The organism is Pseudostreptobacillus hongkongensis, assembly GCF_001559795.1.
GTDB classification, from domain to species: Bacteria; Fusobacteriota; Fusobacteriia; order Fusobacteriales; family Leptotrichiaceae; genus Pseudostreptobacillus; species Pseudostreptobacillus hongkongensis.
This window is the reverse complement of sequence record NZ_LOHY01000111.1, coordinates 1-17728: the sequence shown is the minus strand read 5'-3', so window position 1 is coordinate 17728 and position 17728 is coordinate 1. Positions and strand designations below refer to the sequence as shown.

Sequence of the window (17728 nt, the reverse complement as noted above, 5' to 3'; positions counted from 1 at the left end):
CCTTAAATATTTGTGAAGAACCTAATTTTTCAGCGCCACTATTTAATTTATCACCTTAGATTATTATATATACATCTGTACAAAATATCAAAGTTTTTTCTTTACATTTATATATCAAATGTCTATAAAAAAGTCCTAAAAAAAATATTAAATTTCTTAGCTTGGAAATATATCCAAAATCATTAAAAATCTAGTAATTATAAGCAAAATATGGTATAATAATATATAAAAATAAGAAATAAAAATGGAGGAAATATGTCAAAAAATTATGGTGGAGATAGTATTACTGTCTTAGAAGGACTTGCAGCCGTTAGAGTAAGACCTGGAATGTATATAGGAACTACATCTTCAAGGGGATTACACCATTTAGTATGGGAAATAGTAGATAATAGTATAGATGAGGCTTTGGCTGGAATTTGTGACACTATTACAGTTAAAATGCTTCCTAATTCTGAAATTGAAATATCAGATAATGGAAGAGGAATTCCTACAGAAATGCATAAATCTGGGAAATCAACACTAGAAGTTGTTATGACTGTACTTCATGCTGGTGGAAAATTTGATAATACAAATTATCAATTCTCAGGAGGGTTACATGGAGTTGGGGTATCTGTAGTTAATGCTTTATCTGAAGAATTAGTTGCAACAGTAACAAGAGATGGTAAAATTGTTAGACAAATATTTTCTAAAGGAGATCCTGTAACAGAAGCTTTAGAAATTGGTAAAGCACCTTTAAAGGAACATGGGACAACAATAAAGTTCAGACCTGATCCAGAAATATTTGAAACAGTTTTATTTGAATATAACATACTTGAAACAAGATTAAAGGAATTAGCTTATTTAAATAAAGGCTTAAAAATAGTTTTAATTGATGCAAGAGATGAAGAAAATATAAAAGAAAAAGAATACTTCTTTGAAGGAGGTATAAAAGATTTTGTATCAGAAATAGTTGAAGGAGATAAGATTATTGATGATGTTATATATATGAAAGATCAAGTAATATTATCAAAGGATGAATATGATGAAGACGGTAATAAATTACCTGATAAATATGCAGAAGTAGAAATTGCTATGATATATAAAAATTCTCAACAAACTATAGAGTATTCTTTTGTTAATAATATTAATACCTATGATGGTGGTACACATGTATCTGGATTTAGAACAGCATTAACTAGAATAATAAATGATATTGCTAAGGCTAATGGTAAAAAAAGTGGATTCCAAGGTAGTGATGTTAGAGAAGGACTAGTTTGTGTAATAAGTCTTAAATTCCCTGAACCACAATTTGAAAGTCAAACTAAATCAAAACTTGGTTCATCTGAAGCTATAGGAGTTGTTTCCGGTATAGTAAGTAATAAATTAAAAATGTATTTAGAAGATAATCCAAAAGAAGCAAATATTATAGTAGATAAAATAGCTATATCAAAAGAAGCACGTGAAGCAGCTAAAAAAGCTCGTGAAATGGTAACTAAGAAAAATAGCTTTGAAGTAGGCTCTCTTCCTGGAAAACTTGCAGATTGTTCTTCTAAGAATCCAGAAGAATCAGAAATATTTATAGTTGAGGGAGATAGTGCCGGAGGATCAGCTAAACAAGGTAGAAACAGAATGTTCCAAGCAATTTTACCATTACGTGGTAAGATACTGAATGTTGAAAAGGCAAACGAACATAGAATACTTGAAAGTTCAGAAATTAAAGCTATGATAACAGCCTTTGGTACAGGTCTTGCAGATAGATTTGATATAGAAAAATTAAGATATCACAAAATAATAATAATGACAGATGCCGATGTTGATGGTGCTCATATTAGAACTCTTATGCTTACATTCTTCTATAGATATTTAAGAGATTTAATTAATAGAGGACATATATATATAGCTCAACCACCTTTATATAAAATAACAGTTGGTAAAAGTATTAAATATGCATATAGTGATGATGAATTAAAGAGTATAACAAGTGTACTTGATAATGAAAATAGAAGATATGGATTACAAAGATATAAAGGGTTAGGAGAAATGAATCCTGATCAATTATGGGAAACAACTATGGATCCAGATGTTAGAACACTTCTAAGAGTTACGCTAGAAGATGCACAATATGCAGATCAAATGTTCTCTATACTTATGGGAGATAAGGTAGAACCAAGAAGAGCATTTATTGAAGAACATGCAATACATGTAAGAAACTTAGACATATAGGAGAGTAGAAATGGCAGATAGATACGATGATGATTTCAAAGATGAAGATGAAATCGTAGATGAGATAGATAATAGAATAGATTCAGACGATGGTGAAGCAGTTCAAGAAGTTATGAGAAGAACGCATATGTCTAATATAGAACCTATTTTTATAGAAGATGAAATAAAAAATTCATATTTAGATTACTCTATGAGTGTTATAGTTTCACGTGCTATTCCAGATGTAAGAGATGGATTAAAGCCAGTTCATAGAAGAATCTTATTTGCTATGAATGATTTAGGTATGACTTATGATAAACTATATAAAAAATCAGCCAGAATCGTTGGAGAAGTTTTAGGTAAGTATCACCCACATGGAGATACGGCAGTATATAACTCTATGGTTAGAATGGCACAAGATTTTAATACAAGATATCTACTTGTTGCAGGACATGGAAATTTTGGGTCTATAGATGGAGATAGTGCAGCTGCGATGAGATATACAGAAGCTAAGATGGCAAAAATAACATCAGAGCTTTTAGTAGACATAGACAAAGAAACTGTTGATTGGAGAAAAAACTTTGATGATAGTTTAGATGAACCTAAGGTTCTTCCAGCTAAGCTACCTAATTTACTATTAAATGGTACAACAGGTATAGCTGTAGGTATGGCAACTAATATTCCTCCACATAATTTAAGTGAGTTATCAGACGGTATAGTTGCACTTATAGATAATAAAGATATTAGTGTAGATGAACTAATAGAGCATATTAAAGGTCCAGATTTCCCTACTGGTGGAATAATTTATGGTAAAGCAGGAATTTATAGTGCATATAAAACTGGGCGTGGTAAGGTAAGAGTATCAGGAAGAACTCATATTGAAACACATAAAAAAACAGGTAGAGAATCTATAATTATTACAGAATTACCTTATCAAGTTAATAAAGCTAAACTTATAGAACGTATAGCAGAACTTGTAAAAGAAAAGAAAATAACAGGAATTTCTGATTTAAGAGATGAATCAGATAAAGATGGAATAAGAGTAGTTATAGAACTTAAAAAAGGTGAAGAAAGTGAACTTGTATTAAATAAATTATTTAAATATACTGATCTTCAAACTACTTTTGGTATAATAATGTTAGCTCTTGTTAATAATGTTCCAAGAATACTTAATTTAAAACAAATTTTAAATAAATATATAGAACATAGATTTGATGTAATAACAAGAAAAACTACATTTGAATTAAATAAAGCAAAAAGACGTGCGCATATATTAGAAGGATTTAGAAAAGCACTTGATCATATAGATGAAATTATTAAGACTATAAGATCATCTAAAGACACAGCAACAGCAAAAGAATCTTTAATTTCTAAATTTGAGTTTACAGATGTTCAAGCAAGAGCAATACTTGATATGAAACTTCAAAGATTAACAGGTCTTGAAAGAGAAAAAATAGAAAATGAATATCAAGAAATTATTAGATTTATTGCAGATCTTGAAGATATATTAGCTAATGATTCTAGAAAATATGGAATTATTAGAGAAGAAGTTATAGAACTTAAAGAAAAATATGGAGATGAAAGAAAAACTTCAATTGAGGCAGATAGATTAGAAATTGGGATAGAAGATTTAATTAAAAATGAGGATGTTATAGTTACAATAACTAATAAAGGATATGTTAAGAGAATGTCTCTTGATGCATATAAGTCTCAAAAAAGAGGTGGAACAGGTGTTTCAAGTGCAACAACTGTCGAAGATGACGTCCTTAAATCTTTATACACAGCTCAGACTTTAGATACACTTATGATATTTACTGATAAAGGTAAAGTTTACTCAACTAAGGTTTATGAAATTGCAGAAAGTTCAAAACAAGCTCGTGGAAGATTAATACAAAATATCATAGATCTTGATGAAAATGAAAAAGTAAGTGTAATAATACCAGTTAAACAACAAGATGAAGATAAACGTGAATTAGTATTTGTTACTAGAAATGGAATAGCTAAGAAGACTTCTCTTGAAGAGTTTAGAAGTATAAATAGAAATGGTAAAAAAGCTCTTACATTTAAAGAAGATGAAGATGAAGTTAAATTTGTTGGAATTACATCAGGTAAGGGAACAGATGAAATATTCATAGCAACTAAGAATGGTATGGCTATAAGATTTAAAGAAGATGACATACGTTCAATGGGAAGAAGTGCTGCAGGAGTTCGTGCTATTAAATTAAAAGATGGAGATGAAGTTGTATCAGCTGATGTTATAGATATAAGCGGCGGAATAGATGATTTAACAGTTTTATCAGTTACATCTAAAGGATACGGTAAAAGAACTGAACTTTCATACTACAAAACTCAAAAAAGAGGTGGTATGGGAATTAAGAATTATAAACTAGTTGGAGAAAATAACTTTGTTGTTTATGCTACTGTAGTTAGTGCCTCTGAAGGAGAAACAAATGAATTAGTACTTATAGCAATCTCTTCAACAGGTACAGTATTAAAAACTGTAGTTAAAGATCTTTCTATAAAAGGAAGAAGTACACAAGGTGTAAGAATTCAAAAATTAAAACACAAAGATGAATATATAGTTTCAGCAGATAGAGCTGTAGTTGAGAAGGAAGAAGAAACAGAAATAGAAGAAAATGCACAATAGTGAGGTGGCATATGTTTAAAAGATTTCTATTTGTTCTTACAGATGAAAGTGAAATAGATGAGATTATTAAATTTTCAAAGAGCTTAGAAACTACTTTTGGATCAAATGTAGAAAGAGATATAGTTTATGTAAAAGATGTTATGAAATATGACATCTTTCCATTAACTATACAAGGACTTGGAATTAGCTCTAATACTAGTTTACTTATGGAAGAACATTTGAAAATTGAAAATGAAAATTATAATAAATATGAAAAAAGATTACAAGGATATTTTAGAAAAGTTTATTCAGTTACAGGAGAATTAATTGATAGCGTATTAGAAGAATTAAAAGCCTATGATTTACTTGTAATATGTAAGTCAGAAGGAGAAAAAATAAGTACTAATTTAAGTAGCTTATTAAAAAACCACTATAAACCCCTTATAATCTTATCTAATACAGAAAAAGATTATAAATTTGATAAAGTTTTAATCTTAAATGATGGTGGATATAGTGTAAATTCTAGTGTTTATCAATATTTTAATATGTTTGGTATTAGAGATATTGATGTTTTAAGAGTTAATGTAGAAGATAAAAATAGATTAACAGAAAGATTTGGGACTAGTTGTAATTTTATAGATAAAACAGGAGATGAGGTTTCTATAATACTTGAAACAGTACCTAATTATGATTTAGTTATTATGGGAGATTTAAAATATTCTCTTTTATTTGAAAGAATAACAGGTCAGGTTGGAATTAAAGTTTTAGAAAATACTAAAGTTCCGATATTTATGGGGTAAATTATGAAGATATTATTAACATCAGATTCGCATAGAGATGTGGATTATTTATACAATACTATAGTAAAAGAAAATCCAGATATGGTTATTTTCGCTGGAGATCATAGTGATGATGCTATAGATATTAGTTATGGATTTGATATTCCTTTCTATATTGTAAGAGGTAATTGTGACTATTATGATAATACGACTAAGGATATCATAGAATTAGAAATAGAAGAAGTTGGTAAAATATTACTTACTCATGGTCATCTATTTTCTGTAAAATCTACTATGAATGATATATATAAATTAGGTGTAGAAAAAAATGCTACTTTTGTAGTTTTTGGACATACACATATTCAACATGATAGTAGTTTTAATGGGACACGGTTTATAAATCCTGGAGCCATAGTTAATCATGAATATGCAATTTATGAAAATGGTAAAATACTTTTTAAAGGAGGAAGATAGATGAATAAAATAAAACCAGCTAAAATATTTGAATCTATTATGGTTTGGTTACTTTCTTTATGTTTAATAACAGATATTTTATTGGTATTTAAAGTTTTAGATTTATTATACAAGTTTAAAGGAGTAATAACAAATCAAACAGATTTTGTTACGTTAGTTTTAAACCTTGCAAGTAAGGTAAATGATTTAAAATCAATAGAATTATTTGGATTAATTAATAGAACTTTTCTATTAATTCTTCTTGTTTGCTTTATATCTTTTATAGTATATAGAATAGTTAGAGGTCAGTATAATAAATTATTACAAGTAAGTACCATAATGATATGGATATCATCAATAACTACTGTATATTTTGTATATTTAACAAAAGATGTATTTTTAGCTTTAAAAAGTATAACAAGTGAAAAGTATAAAGAAGGATTTGAAGCACAGATGTATTTACTTGGAAGAATACAAGGAGTATTAACTGTTAAAGAGATAATCGTTGTTATATACATAGTAATAATCATTGCAACATTTATGGCTATAGTTCTTAATGTTCGTGCTTTAATGAATAAAGATGATGAAGTAGTATGGAAAAAATTAAATTTAAGTGTATTTTTTGTATCTTTAATATTAGTAGGATCTTTAGGAGCTTGGAATTTTTACTTAAATTATGAAGCTAAGCAATTTAGACCTTTAGATTATTTAGTTCTAAATTATACACATAAAAATGATGATGTATACTTATTAGGTAGTGTTAATATGAGAAAAGTAAATTCTGATAATATAGACGTTGCATTTAGAAATCTATATCTAACAGGAGTTAATTATGAAATTGAAAATGCAGATAAACCTTTAAAAAATAGCGATATTAAGAAGATCAATGTTAGTTATGATTTAGAAACTAAAGAGTTATTAGGTCTTAAAACAGGAGATATAGAAACTAAAGTTGAAATTAATAAAGTACCTAAAATAGTTAAGGATATATCTGAAATAAATATACTTTCTTTATACAAATATTTAGCAAAATATGATAGTAGATACTTTAATAAATCAAAACAAAATGATGATATAGTAGGAGTTTATGAAGGTAATACTAGTGATAGTAATAAAGAATACTATATTATCCAAAAACTTTATCCAAATCAATTAAGTTATACAGAATTTTTACAAAATTCAGATGCAGAATTTGTATATAAGTTAATATATATAGGGGTTATGTATCAAAATTCTGGAAATGTTGTAGGACTTGAAGGGTTAAATAAATATAACGCAGTTGCAATATATAACAATAAAGATCAATTATTAAAGGATTTAAAGACTAATAACATAAGTAAAGTTAAATAGTGGAGGAAGAAATGATAGATAAGTTAAATAAGATAAAAGAAGAAGCTTTAAAAGAACTTGAAGAATTAAGCACCACTGAAGATTTTAATGAGATTAAAGTAAAATATTTTGGTAAAAAAGGGGCATTTACAACTATAATGAAAGAGTTGGGAAATGTTGTTGCAGAAAAAAGAAAAGAAATGGGACAGGTAGCTAATATTATTAAAAATGAGCTACAAGTTAAATTTGATGAAAGAAATAGTTTAATAAAAGAGGCTATTAAAAAGAAAAAAATAGAAACAGAAACTATAGATATAACATTACCAGGTAAGGTTATTGAAAAATCTAGTCTTCATCCTCTTACTAAAACTTTAATAGATATAAAAGAAATTGTTAGTGAAATGGGATTTGATATAGTTGATGGGCCTGAAGTAGAAGAAGTTCAATTAAATTTTGATGCATTAAATATACCTAAGACACATCTATCAAGAGAAATAACAGATACTTTCTATATCACAGATGATGTGGTATTAAGAACACAAACATCACCAGTGCAGATTAGATATATGAAAGAACATAAACCACCATTTAAAATGATATCAATAGGTAAGGTTTATAGACCAGATTATGATGTTTCTCATACACCTATGTTCCATCAAATTGAAGGTTTAATGGTAGGAGAAGATGTATCATTTGCTAATTTTAAAGCTATGCTTGAAAGTATAGTACAAAGAATATTTGGTAGTGATAGAAATGTAAGATTTAGACCTCACTTTTTCCCTTTTACAGAACCTAGTGCAGAAATGGACGTTGAATGTGGAGTATGTAAAGGTAAAGGGTGTAGATTATGTAAACATACTGGATGGTTAGAAATATTAGGATCTGGTATGGTTAATATAAAAGTACTTGAAGCAGGAGATATTGATGGTAATAAATATCAAGGATTTGCTTTTGGTATGGGTGTTGAAAGAATTACTATGCTTAAATATGGTATAGATGATTTAAGAGCATTCTTTGAAAATGATATTAGATTTTTAGAACAATTCTAGGTGGTGAATATATGTTAATTTCATTAAATTGGTTAAAAGAATATATAGATCTTGACGAAAATTTAGATATTAAAGAACTTGAAAATGCTTTAACTATGATAGGTCAAGAAGTAGAAAACATTGAAAAACAAGGTGAAAATCTTAAAAAGGTTTTAACTGCAAAAATTAAAGAATTAAAAATGCATCCTAATTCTGATCATTTAACTGTATGTCAGGTAGATAATGGAACTGAAGTATTACAAGTAGTTTGTGGTGCAACTAATCATAAAGAAGGAGATATAGTTGCAATGGCACAAATAGGTGCAGAACTTGATAAAGAATTTGTGATTAAAAAAGGTAAGATAAGAGGAGAAGAGTCAAATGGAATGCTTTGTTCTGAAACAGAATTAAAAGTAGGTCCAGGAAATGATGGAATAATAATATTCCCAGAAGATACAAAATTAGGTATACCTTTAGATGAATATTATGGTTTAAATGATACTGTATTTGAACTTGAAATAACACCTAATAGACCCGATTGTCTTTCTCATATAGGTATAGCAAGAGAACTTTCAGCTTACTATAACAAAAACTTAAATATACCTAAAAATGACGTGGAAGAAAAAGAAAAATATGATATTGATATCAATATAGCTGAAGGTACATCAAATAGATATATGGCTCGTGTTATTAAAAATGTTAAAGTAGGTCCAAGTCCTAAATGGTTAAGAGATAGACTTGAAGCAGTTGGTGTAAGAAGTATAAATAATTTAGTAGATATATCTAATTATGTTATGCTTGAAACTAATCAACCTAACCATATATTTGATTTAGATAAATTAGAAAAGCCAGAAATTAGCGTTGGATATGTAAGTAATGGAGAAAGCTTTGTTACACTAGATGAAAAGACTAGAGAATTAAATAATGAAGATATAGTTATTAGAAATAATGGTAAAGTTATAGCTCTTGCAGGTGTTATGGGTGGACTTGAAACAGAAGTTACAGAAAATACAACAAATATTTTAATAGAAGTTGCTCATTTTGATAATTTATCTGTTAGAAAAACAAGTAGAAAATTAGCTTTAATTAGTGAATCTTCTTATAGATTTGAAAGACGTGTAAATGAAGAAAATATGAATTATGTAATGGATAGAATTTCATATCTTGTTCAGAGTATAGCTGGTGGAACTATTTGTAATATAAATGATGAGTATAAAGTTAAACTTGAAAATAAGGTTACAACTTTAGATATAGAAAAAATGAATAAATTTATAGGTAAAGTAATAGAAAAAGATAAGGTTATTTCTCTTTTAGAAAGATTAGAAGTAGAAGTTAAGGATATGGGAGATACACTTTTATTAAAAGCACCTTACCATAGACAAGATTTAATAAATCAATTTGATTACTTTGAAGAGATAATAAGACTTGTTGGATTTGATAATATAGAAAATATTATGCCTAAAGTTACTTTATCTAAAAAAAGATTAGTAGATACTACAAAATATGTAACAGATGTTAAGATTATAAGTGCAAGTTTAGGATTAAGAGAAGTAATCAACTATAGCTTTATTCCTAAAAATTCTTTTGAAAAGATTAAATTTAATATTAAAGAAGAAGAGTTAATAGAATTAAAAAATCCAATAATAGAAGATTTTGCAGTTCTTAGACCTACACTTATGTATTCTCTATTAAAAAATGTTAGAGATAATTTAAATAGAAGTGTACAAGATATTAGGTTCTTTGAAGTATCTAAGAGATTTACTAAAAAAGATGTTAAAGAAAAGAAAGAAAAACTAGTGTATTTAGGTGAAAAAGAAGTTAATGAACTTGAAACTTTAGCAATAGTATTAAGTGGTTCTAAAGAAAAAAGTTTATGGAATCCAAAACCAGAAAAATACGATTTCTTTGATTTGAAAGGAATAATAGAAGCCTTATTTAATAAACTAGGATTTAGTAAATATCAATTAAGAAGAAGTGAAAATCCTGCATATCATCCAGGAAGAAGTGCTGATATATTTGTAGGACGTGAATTAATAGGAACATTTGGTAATCTTCATCCTGACGTTGAAGAAAAAATGGATCTTGAAAATGAAAATGTAGTTTATGCTGAAATTTTCTTAGATTTATTAAATAAATATATCAGTAAGAATATTAATTATAAAGGTTTAAGTAAATTCCAATCAGTTCCAAGAGATATAGCTATAGTAGTAAAAGAAGATGTTCTTGTTGGAGATATGATAAAATCTATAGAAAAAGTGGATAAGATTATAGAAAAGGTTGAACTATTTGATATATATAGAGGAATAGGTATAGATTCAGGTAAGAAATCAGTAGCTATAAGTATACTTATGAGAGATGAAAACAAAACTCTTGAAGAACAAGAAATTACAAATGTAATGGATAAAATACTTTTAAAACTTGAAAAAGAATATAATGCAGAATTGAGGAAATAATGAAGTATGCTATATTTTTAAATGGAGTATATCCAGAATTTAATATGAAACATTTTGAAATATTAAAAGATAGAATCATATATTGTGCTGATGGTGGAGCAAATGTATTGTATAAATATAAGCTAATGCCTAAGATGATATTAGGTGATTTAGATTCAGTAAAAACAGAAGTTTTGAAATATTATGAAGATAAGGGTGTAGAAATAAAAAAATATAGCCAAGATAAGGACTATACAGATTTTGGTATAGTCCTTCTTCATATATATAATCAAAGTGATGAATACATGCATAATAGATTTGAAGAACAAAGGGATGAGTTTATATCTGAACTTGATATAGTTGTATTTGGAGCTACAGGTAAAAGAGTTGATATGACACTTTCAAATCTTAAGTTATTAGAAAAAAACAAAAATATGAAATATATTACAGAAGTTAATGAAATAGTAAGGTATATAGATACAGATACCACTATAGAAAATGAAAAAGGTAAACTTTTTTCAATAATACCTATAACAAATATAGAAAAATTAACTTTAAAAGGATTTAGATATAACCTTGAAAATAAAGATATTTCAAGGTCTATAGGGCTTGCTAGTAATGTTATAGAAGATGATAAAGTAAGTATAGAATTTAAAAAAGGTGAAATGTATATTTTTTTAGAAATATAAAAAATATTGACTTTAATAGGGAAATAGTATAAAATATCTTCAGATAAGAGTATTTGTATTAGGATTAATGGCTTTATCTTTTGCAAGTTTTGTAATGGAAATGCCTAAAGTTAAAGCTTAAGCAGGAGTAGATGCTAAAGTTTTAAATAGAAACTTTATTGTATAACCTAAAGCAGAAGCTATGGCAGTATTTAATGGATATGGTCCAGCTTTAGAAGCAGGTTATACTTTTTAATATAGGTAATTAAGTTTACAATATATAAAATTTAGGAGGAGAAGAAATGAAAAAATTATTCGTATTAGGTTTAGCGGCATTATCTTTAACAACATTTGCTGCAGATAAATCAGAAACAAGAGTTACTGGAGGACTTCAAGGAACATATTATGGTGTTGCTGGATATGTAGAACCAGAAGTATCAGTTCACCAATTATTCAACCACAAAATAAATGAGAAATTAGATGTAGATTATGGTCCAGGAGCTACATTAGGTGTAGGTACATTTGTTGGGGTACCAAATTACACTATTGTATCAGTAGATGCTTTAGTTAACTTTAGAAGTGAATTAAACTATAAAGTATCTAATACTACTAAACTATATGCAGGAGCAGAAGCTGGTTTAGGTCTTGGTGTTGGATATACTCATAGTAAAGTTGCGAGTGGAAATTCATCTATAGATGCTAAAGCAGTAAATGTAAGTTTTGGTGCTAATGGTAAATTAGTATCAGGTGTTAAATACAATAAATTTAATGCAGGAGTATTCTTTAAGGGTGCTTACTCTGGTGCTTACTCTGCACTATCATTCTTACCAAATGCTGGAATTGAATTAGGATATAGCTTCTAATAAAATTGTTATATAAAATAATATATTAAATATTTGGATATATATATGATTTAGAAGTAAACGGACAACATACAGGAAATTTAACAATTAAATAATAATACTAGGAAGCTTAGGCTTCCTTTTAAATTATAAATAAATATAAATTAAACAAATATTAAAAACGATATTGACAGAAGACAAGTTTAATAGTATACTATTTTCAAATAAAAAGTAGGAAAAATGTTATGAAAAGAGTACTTTTATTTACTTTATTGTCAACTAGTATATTTGCTAGTAACCGATATGAACTTAAGGTTATAGGAAATATAAATTATGGAGAGATATCACTTAAAGAAGAAATATTGTATAATAAAAATACATTAATTTATCGTAATAAACATGGAAATATTTTAACAGGAGGATCTTCAATTACAGGATATAAAAGGATAGACTTAGGTAAAGGATATGATATAAATATTAGAGTTGGGGTTGAAAGTTGAATTGGAAAGGTTATTAGTCTTAATAAGATTAAGGAACAATTAGGTAAGGATAAAGATACATATGAAAAGTCTAAAGAATCTTTATAAAAAAATAAAAATGGAAATAACGAACATAGTAAAAGAGTATCTGAAGAATACATAAAAAGTTATGAAAGCTCTTATTTTGAGTTTGGATATGTTAATCCATATATATCAACAGAACTTGCTAAAAAAGTTTATGAAAATACTAAGGTATGTATTGGGGCAAATATAGGGACTATGCACTATTTTTCATCGGTATATGTTAAAGATACTAATGGAAAAAGAGAATTTATTTTTTCTATAACTCTAGCTGCTAAAGAGGGATTGGGTATAACATATAAAGATAAGATTTCTACTGAATTAAATGCAGGATTTCCTGGATATGTAGGAGTATCTATAGGAGGAAGATTTTAGTTATACTATAAAAAAGTGATATTTTTTGATATAATTAGGTATAAATAAAAAATAGGAGAAGAGTATGAATACATTAGAATATATCAAAAAATTAACATCTATTCCATCGCCAACAGGTTATACTGAAGAGATTATGGAATATATAATGAATGAAATAAAAGGATTTGGATACAGTCCATTTAAAACTAATAAAGGTGGAGTTATAGTTACAGTTAGAGGAAAGAATGATGAAAAACATAGACTTGTTACAGCACATTTAGATACACTTGGAGCTATGGTTCGTGCTATTAAATCTGATGGTAGAGTTAAAATGGACTTAATAGGCGGATTTACATATGTATCTATTGAAGGTGAAAATTGTATAGTTCATGTTTCAAAAAATGGTAAAAAAGTAGAAGGAACTATACTTGCTCATCAAACTAGTGTTCATGTTTATAGAAATGCTGGAACTATTGAAAGAAATCAGGAAAATATGGAGATCAGACTTGATGAAAAAGTAAGAACAGCAGAGCAAACGAGAGCATTAGGTATAGAAGTTGGAGATTTTATATCATTTGATCCAAGGACTATAATAACTGAAAATGGTTTTATTAAAAGTAGACATTTAGATGATAAAATAAGTGCATCTATTATGTTAAATTTATTAAAAGAGTATAAAGAAAAAGGAATAGAATTACCTTATACAACACATTTCTATTTCTCAAATAATGAAGAAATAGGATATGGTGGAAATTCAAATATATCAGAAAAAGTTGTTGAATACTTAGCAGTAGATATGGGAGCTATGGGAGATGAACAACAAACAGATGAATATACAGTATCAATTTGTGTTAAAGATGCATCAGGTCCTTATCATTATGAATTTAGACAACATTTAGTAAATCTTGCAAATCAAAATGATATAGATTATAAGCTGGATATATACCCATATTATGGTAGCGATGCATCTGCAGCAATGAGATCTGGAGCTGATGTTAAACATGCGTTAATAGGAGCAGGAGTTGAATCAAGTCATTCTTATGAAAGATCTCATATAGATTCTATAAATGCGACTGAAAAATTAGTATATAAATATTTATTAAGTAATTTAGTTAAATAAAAAAGAAGTGGGGGATATATAGTGAAAAAAAGGAGTTATATTATTATTTATAGTTATATTATCAGCCTTGTATTTTAATATAAAGGTTATACAAAAAAGATCTGTTATGAGTTTTATTGTAGAACAATATCTTTGGGCAACCAAAGATAGAAGAAATTTATCATTTGATGAAAAGTTAAATGAAATTATTAAAAATCAAGAAGGGTCTAAAATGGATAATTAATCTTCTATTTTGGGTAAGGAAGTAAAAGAATATATGGTTTATGATATGCAAGTTTTTGATTTTAATAAAATAGAAGGAATGAATCAAAAAGCTATAATAATTATGGGTGATTCTGTAGGTGGAGGTCTAGCGTTAGGCTTTTCTATGTATTTAAGAGATAATAAAATAGATGTGCCAAATAAACTTATTCTTCTTTCACCTTGACTTGATTTAGATATGACAAATATGGAAGCTAAAATATATGAAAAATTAGATCCTATGCTTTCTATATTATCTTTGAAAGTATCGGGGTTTGTTTGGGTTGGTGGTAATAAGGAAGAATTACAAAATTCTTATGTAAGTCCAATATTTGGAAAGTTTAATGATTTACCATATATTGTAACTTTTGTTGTAACTCATGAACTATTTTATCCAGATTTAGTAAAATTAGATAATATATTAAATGAAGAAAAAATTAAACATAAAAGTATAGTTTATGATAAAATAAATCATGTGTTTCCAATATTACCTATACCTGAGGCAAAGAAAGTACAGAATGAAATAATTGAAATTATTAGAAATAATTAAGCAGATAGGTGTGATATTATTGATTAATTTAAATGAAATGTTTAAAGATAGGGATATAAATATAGAGAAATTAAAAAAATATGGATTTATACTGGATGAAGATGAATATGTATATAGAAAGAATATTCTTAATAATAGTTTTTCTTTAATTGTAAAAATAAAGGATGTTGTAGATTATACGGTTATAGATTTAGAAAATGATGAAGAGTATATGCCTTTAAAAATTTCTAGTGTAGTAGGAGAATATGTTTCTAATGTTAGAAATGCTTGTAAAGAAATTCTTGAAGATATTTCATATAAATGTTATGAAAATAAATATTTTAAAAATGATATTACATCTAAGGTTATAGAATATATAAAAAATAAATATGATGTTGATTTGGAATATACATTTAAAGATAATAATTTAGGTGTATTTAGAAGAAAAGACAATGAAAAATGGTTTGGAATATTGATAGCATTAAATGGAAATAAGGTTGATGTAAGTATAAATAAAGAAGTAGAGCTTATAAATCTTAAAGCAAAAGAAGAAGATGTTATTAGACTTATTGAAAAAGATGGTATATATAGAGCATATCATATGAATAAAAAATATTGGATAAGTTGTATTTTAGATGAAAAAATTAATATTGATGAAATTTTTAAATTAATAGATAATAGTTTTGAACTAACAGGGAAATAAGTAAAAAACAGGATAGTAAATAGAATGATAAGTTCTATACTATCCTTTTTATTTCTTAATTTTATGTATAATGTAATGCACTTTAAAGTACATATTTTCAAATTGGTAAACTAAATATTTTCAAATTTTTATAGATTTTAATCACATAATTTGGTATAATTATTATAGAAATATTTAATTAAGAATTAAGGGTGTTGAATAAAAATGACACAATATGTATTGAATGTTAAAGACGGACTTATATCTGTTATACCTTGTGTAAGTTTACTGGAAGATGAAGTTATGGCTAAAATTGCAAGAGAAAATGGATATCCAGAAACTACTTTTGTTGTTAGAAAATCTTTTGGAGTTTATGATTTGAAAGTATTTACAAAAGAAGGATAGAAAGAATTTTAATTTAAACTGATTTACTAAGGAGAGGATTGTGAAAGAATATAATATAAAATGGTATATGATTTTATTTAAGATACTATCAACTGTATTTTTAGGATTTTTTATATCTGTACTACTTGATGTTTTTAATGTCAATTGGAATATAATATATATTGTTTTAGGTATATTTATACTTTTTTCTTTATATGTTATTTATTCGTATGTAAAAACAAAAATAATAATAGATGATAATATGTTAATCTATTTATACAAAGGAAAGAAAAAAGAATTTAATATAAATCTTTATGCTATAAAAGCTATTTCTGGTGATTCTGGTCAAGAATTAACTTTAATAGATAAAGATGGAAAAAAAGAAGAATTAGATTGTGATTTTTTATCTTCTTATCAATACAATGATTTATTAAATGAAATTGGTGTTATTGGTGAAAAACAACAAGCAATAGAGATTGAAGTTAAAAGAAAGGAGAAATAAAATGGATAAAAACATAATGTTTTATTACATCGCTGGAGTAATTATAGTTGGAATAGGGGGTACACTTTTATCTAAATATTTTACTAATAAAAGTGCAAATAAATTTTTAGAAGAAAATCCTGGAGCTTCTAAATTATTTACTAAAAATAATTCTATTGGTATAATGACTCAAACAATAGAGATTTTAAAAGTAGATGATAATGAGAGCTCTTCTGTATTTGTTGAAGGTATGAAATATGGTATATATTTAAAACCTGGTAATAGAGAATTAACAGTAAGAGCAACTACAACTAGACCCGGTATATTACATAAAAGGGTAACTACAGTTTGGGGACCTATGAAAATAAATGTAAATATAGAACCTGAAAAGAGATATGAATTAAGATTTGATAAAAAAGAAGAACAATTTAGTGTTGTTGAAATATAAAAACTGAAATTTAATAAATTAGATGTATTTTGATTTTATATGAATTATTTATTATTTTTAAAGTTTGTAAACTAAAAATAGGTTATAACTCTTTATTTTAAAGTGTTTATACCTATTTTTTTAGCATTTTTAATACTTTGCGTAAAACATAATTTAAATACTTATGGTATTTTAGCTACTGGGGTTGCTATAGAATTGTTTTCTCTTGGTAATATTGAAAAATTTTTCTTTATGTTAGATACTAGTACTAAGAAAAAGATAGAGGAGATTATAGGGTTTCCTAAAAATAAAATAGAGAACTGGATTGACAATTTAATATTGTTGCACATAATCAAAGATTGTATAATTTTTATTTTAATAGATATCTAAGAATTATAAAAGTAGTTTACCTAGTATAGAAGAAATTGAAGAAAAATTGAAATGATAAAAATAAAGAGGGAGTGAAAAATGGAAAAATTAAATGGAACAAGTATGGATTTAGTTCAAGAAAATGTTAAAAAATTAAAAGAAATTTTTCCGGAAATATTTATAGAAGAAAGAATAGATTTTAATTTATTAAGGCAAATTATCTTGGGGGGGGGTACAAGATTTA

The 17728-nt window shown here is 26.7% G+C and carries 18 protein-coding genes; all 18 read left to right on the top strand.

Features of this window, described 5'->3' with window-relative positions; genetic code table 11:
* The first annotated feature begins 255 nt into the window (after window positions 1-255).
* Window positions 256-2202, top strand: coding sequence for a DNA topoisomerase (ATP-hydrolyzing) subunit B (gene gyrB, locus AYC59_RS05850; protein ID WP_066896278.1), 1947 nt, complete (start codon window positions 256-258; stop codon window positions 2200-2202).
* A 127-nt stretch (window positions 2203-2329) separates the two neighbouring features.
* A complete protein-coding gene (gene gyrA, locus AYC59_RS05845; RefSeq protein WP_066896282.1) occupies window positions 2330-4828 on the top strand; it encodes a DNA gyrase subunit A in 2499 nt (832 codons plus the stop codon).
* Between the two features lie 11 nt (window positions 4829-4839).
* On the top strand, window positions 4840-5607 hold the full coding sequence (locus tag AYC59_RS05840) for a hypothetical protein (protein WP_066896275.1): 768 nt from the start codon (window positions 4840-4842) through the stop codon (window positions 5605-5607).
* A gap of 3 nt (window positions 5608-5610) precedes the next feature.
* The gene (locus AYC59_RS05835; protein ID WP_066896272.1) at window positions 5611-6060 is read left to right on the top strand and encodes a YfcE family phosphodiesterase; all 450 of its coding nucleotides are present in this window, start codon (window positions 5611-5613) and stop codon (window positions 6058-6060) included.
* A complete protein-coding gene (locus AYC59_RS05830; protein ID WP_066896269.1) occupies window positions 6061-7389 on the top strand; it encodes a hypothetical protein in 1329 nt (442 codons plus the stop codon).
* 11 nt (window positions 7390-7400) lie between these two features.
* The gene (gene pheS, locus AYC59_RS05825; RefSeq protein WP_066896267.1) at window positions 7401-8417 is read left to right on the top strand and encodes a phenylalanine--tRNA ligase subunit alpha; all 1017 of its coding nucleotides are present in this window, start codon (window positions 7401-7403) and stop codon (window positions 8415-8417) included.
* 11 nt (window positions 8418-8428) lie between these two features.
* Window positions 8429-10849, top strand: coding sequence for a phenylalanine--tRNA ligase subunit beta (gene pheT, locus AYC59_RS05820; RefSeq protein ID WP_066896264.1), 2421 nt, complete (start codon window positions 8429-8431; stop codon window positions 10847-10849).
* Window positions 10849-11517 carry a thiamine diphosphokinase gene (locus tag AYC59_RS05815; protein ID WP_082752714.1) on the top strand — a complete coding sequence of 223 codons (669 nt, stop codon included), beginning with the start codon at window positions 10849-10851 and terminating at the stop codon, window positions 11515-11517. The genes pheT and AYC59_RS05815 overlap by 1 nt, the downstream gene beginning before the upstream one ends.
* A gap of 281 nt (window positions 11518-11798) precedes the next feature.
* The gene (locus tag AYC59_RS05810) at window positions 11799-12359 is read left to right on the top strand and encodes a hypothetical protein (protein ID WP_066896258.1); all 561 of its coding nucleotides are present in this window, start codon (window positions 11799-11801) and stop codon (window positions 12357-12359) included.
* A 224-nt stretch (window positions 12360-12583) separates the two neighbouring features.
* The gene (locus AYC59_RS05805) at window positions 12584-12838 is read left to right on the top strand and encodes a hypothetical protein (protein WP_066896255.1); all 255 of its coding nucleotides are present in this window, start codon (window positions 12584-12586) and stop codon (window positions 12836-12838) included.
* A gap of 258 nt (window positions 12839-13096) precedes the next feature.
* Window positions 13097-13273, top strand: a complete 177-nt coding sequence (locus AYC59_RS07805) for a hypothetical protein (RefSeq protein ID WP_156445502.1) — start codon at window positions 13097-13099, stop codon at window positions 13271-13273.
* A 64-nt stretch (window positions 13274-13337) separates the two neighbouring features.
* Window positions 13338-14372: a M42 family metallopeptidase gene (locus AYC59_RS05800; RefSeq protein ID WP_066896252.1), complete on the top strand. Its 1035-nt coding sequence runs from the start codon at window positions 13338-13340 to the stop codon at window positions 14370-14372.
* A gap of 256 nt (window positions 14373-14628) precedes the next feature.
* Window positions 14629-14799, top strand: a complete 171-nt coding sequence (locus tag AYC59_RS07800; RefSeq protein WP_211260020.1) for a steryl acetyl hydrolase — start codon at window positions 14629-14631, stop codon at window positions 14797-14799.
* Window positions 14800-14820: 21 nt separating this feature from the next.
* Window positions 14821-15162, top strand: coding sequence for an alpha/beta hydrolase family protein (locus AYC59_RS05795; RefSeq protein WP_066896249.1), 342 nt, complete (start codon window positions 14821-14823; stop codon window positions 15160-15162).
* 10 nt (window positions 15163-15172) lie between these two features.
* Window positions 15173-15844: an MmcQ/YjbR family DNA-binding protein gene (locus tag AYC59_RS05790; RefSeq protein WP_156445500.1), complete on the top strand. Its 672-nt coding sequence runs from the start codon at window positions 15173-15175 to the stop codon at window positions 15842-15844.
* 204 nt (window positions 15845-16048) lie between these two features.
* The gene (locus tag AYC59_RS05785) at window positions 16049-16228 is read left to right on the top strand and encodes a PhzF family phenazine biosynthesis protein (RefSeq protein ID WP_066896243.1); all 180 of its coding nucleotides are present in this window, start codon (window positions 16049-16051) and stop codon (window positions 16226-16228) included.
* Window positions 16229-16268: 40 nt separating this feature from the next.
* Entirely contained in the window at window positions 16269-16709 is a 441-nt protein-coding gene (locus AYC59_RS05780; protein WP_066896240.1) for a hypothetical protein, read from the top strand.
* Between the two features lies 1 nt (window position 16710).
* Entirely contained in the window at window positions 16711-17136 is a 426-nt protein-coding gene (locus tag AYC59_RS05775; RefSeq protein ID WP_066896237.1) for a hypothetical protein, read from the top strand.
* Window positions 17137-17728: the final 592 nt, after the last annotated feature.

Excerpts from the sequence above, each read along its gene's own strand:
- gyrB (WP_066896278.1), top strand. The coding sequence starts at position 256 with ATGTCAAAAAATTATGGTGGAGATAGTATTACTGTCTTAGAAGGACTT.
- gyrA (WP_066896282.1), top strand. The coding sequence starts at position 2,330 with ATGTCTAATATAGAACCTATTTTTATAGAAGATGAAATAAAAAATTCA.
- AYC59_RS05840 (WP_066896275.1), top strand. The coding sequence starts at position 4,840 with ATGTTTAAAAGATTTCTATTTGTTCTTACAGATGAAAGTGAAATAGAT.
- AYC59_RS05835 (WP_066896272.1), top strand. The coding sequence starts at position 5,611 with ATGAAGATATTATTAACATCAGATTCGCATAGAGATGTGGATTATTTA.
- AYC59_RS05830 (WP_066896269.1), top strand. The coding sequence starts at position 6,061 with ATGAATAAAATAAAACCAGCTAAAATATTTGAATCTATTATGGTTTGG.
- pheS (WP_066896267.1), top strand. The coding sequence starts at position 7,401 with ATGATAGATAAGTTAAATAAGATAAAAGAAGAAGCTTTAAAAGAACTT.
- pheT (WP_066896264.1), top strand. The coding sequence starts at position 8,429 with ATGTTAATTTCATTAAATTGGTTAAAAGAATATATAGATCTTGACGAA.
- AYC59_RS05815 (WP_082752714.1), top strand. The coding sequence starts at position 10,849 with ATGAAGTATGCTATATTTTTAAATGGAGTATATCCAGAATTTAATATG.
- AYC59_RS05810 (WP_066896258.1), top strand. The coding sequence starts at position 11,799 with ATGAAAAAATTATTCGTATTAGGTTTAGCGGCATTATCTTTAACAACA.
- AYC59_RS05805 (WP_066896255.1), top strand. The coding sequence starts at position 12,584 with ATGAAAAGAGTACTTTTATTTACTTTATTGTCAACTAGTATATTTGCT.
- AYC59_RS07805 (WP_156445502.1), top strand. The coding sequence starts at position 13,097 with ATGCACTATTTTTCATCGGTATATGTTAAAGATACTAATGGAAAAAGA.
- AYC59_RS05800 (WP_066896252.1), top strand. The coding sequence starts at position 13,338 with ATGAATACATTAGAATATATCAAAAAATTAACATCTATTCCATCGCCA.
- AYC59_RS07800 (WP_211260020.1), top strand. The coding sequence starts at position 14,629 with ATGGTTTATGATATGCAAGTTTTTGATTTTAATAAAATAGAAGGAATG.
- AYC59_RS05795 (WP_066896249.1), top strand. The coding sequence starts at position 14,821 with ATGGAAGCTAAAATATATGAAAAATTAGATCCTATGCTTTCTATATTA.
- AYC59_RS05785 (WP_066896243.1), top strand. The coding sequence starts at position 16,049 with ATGACACAATATGTATTGAATGTTAAAGACGGACTTATATCTGTTATA.
- AYC59_RS05775 (WP_066896237.1), top strand. The coding sequence starts at position 16,711 with ATGGATAAAAACATAATGTTTTATTACATCGCTGGAGTAATTATAGTT.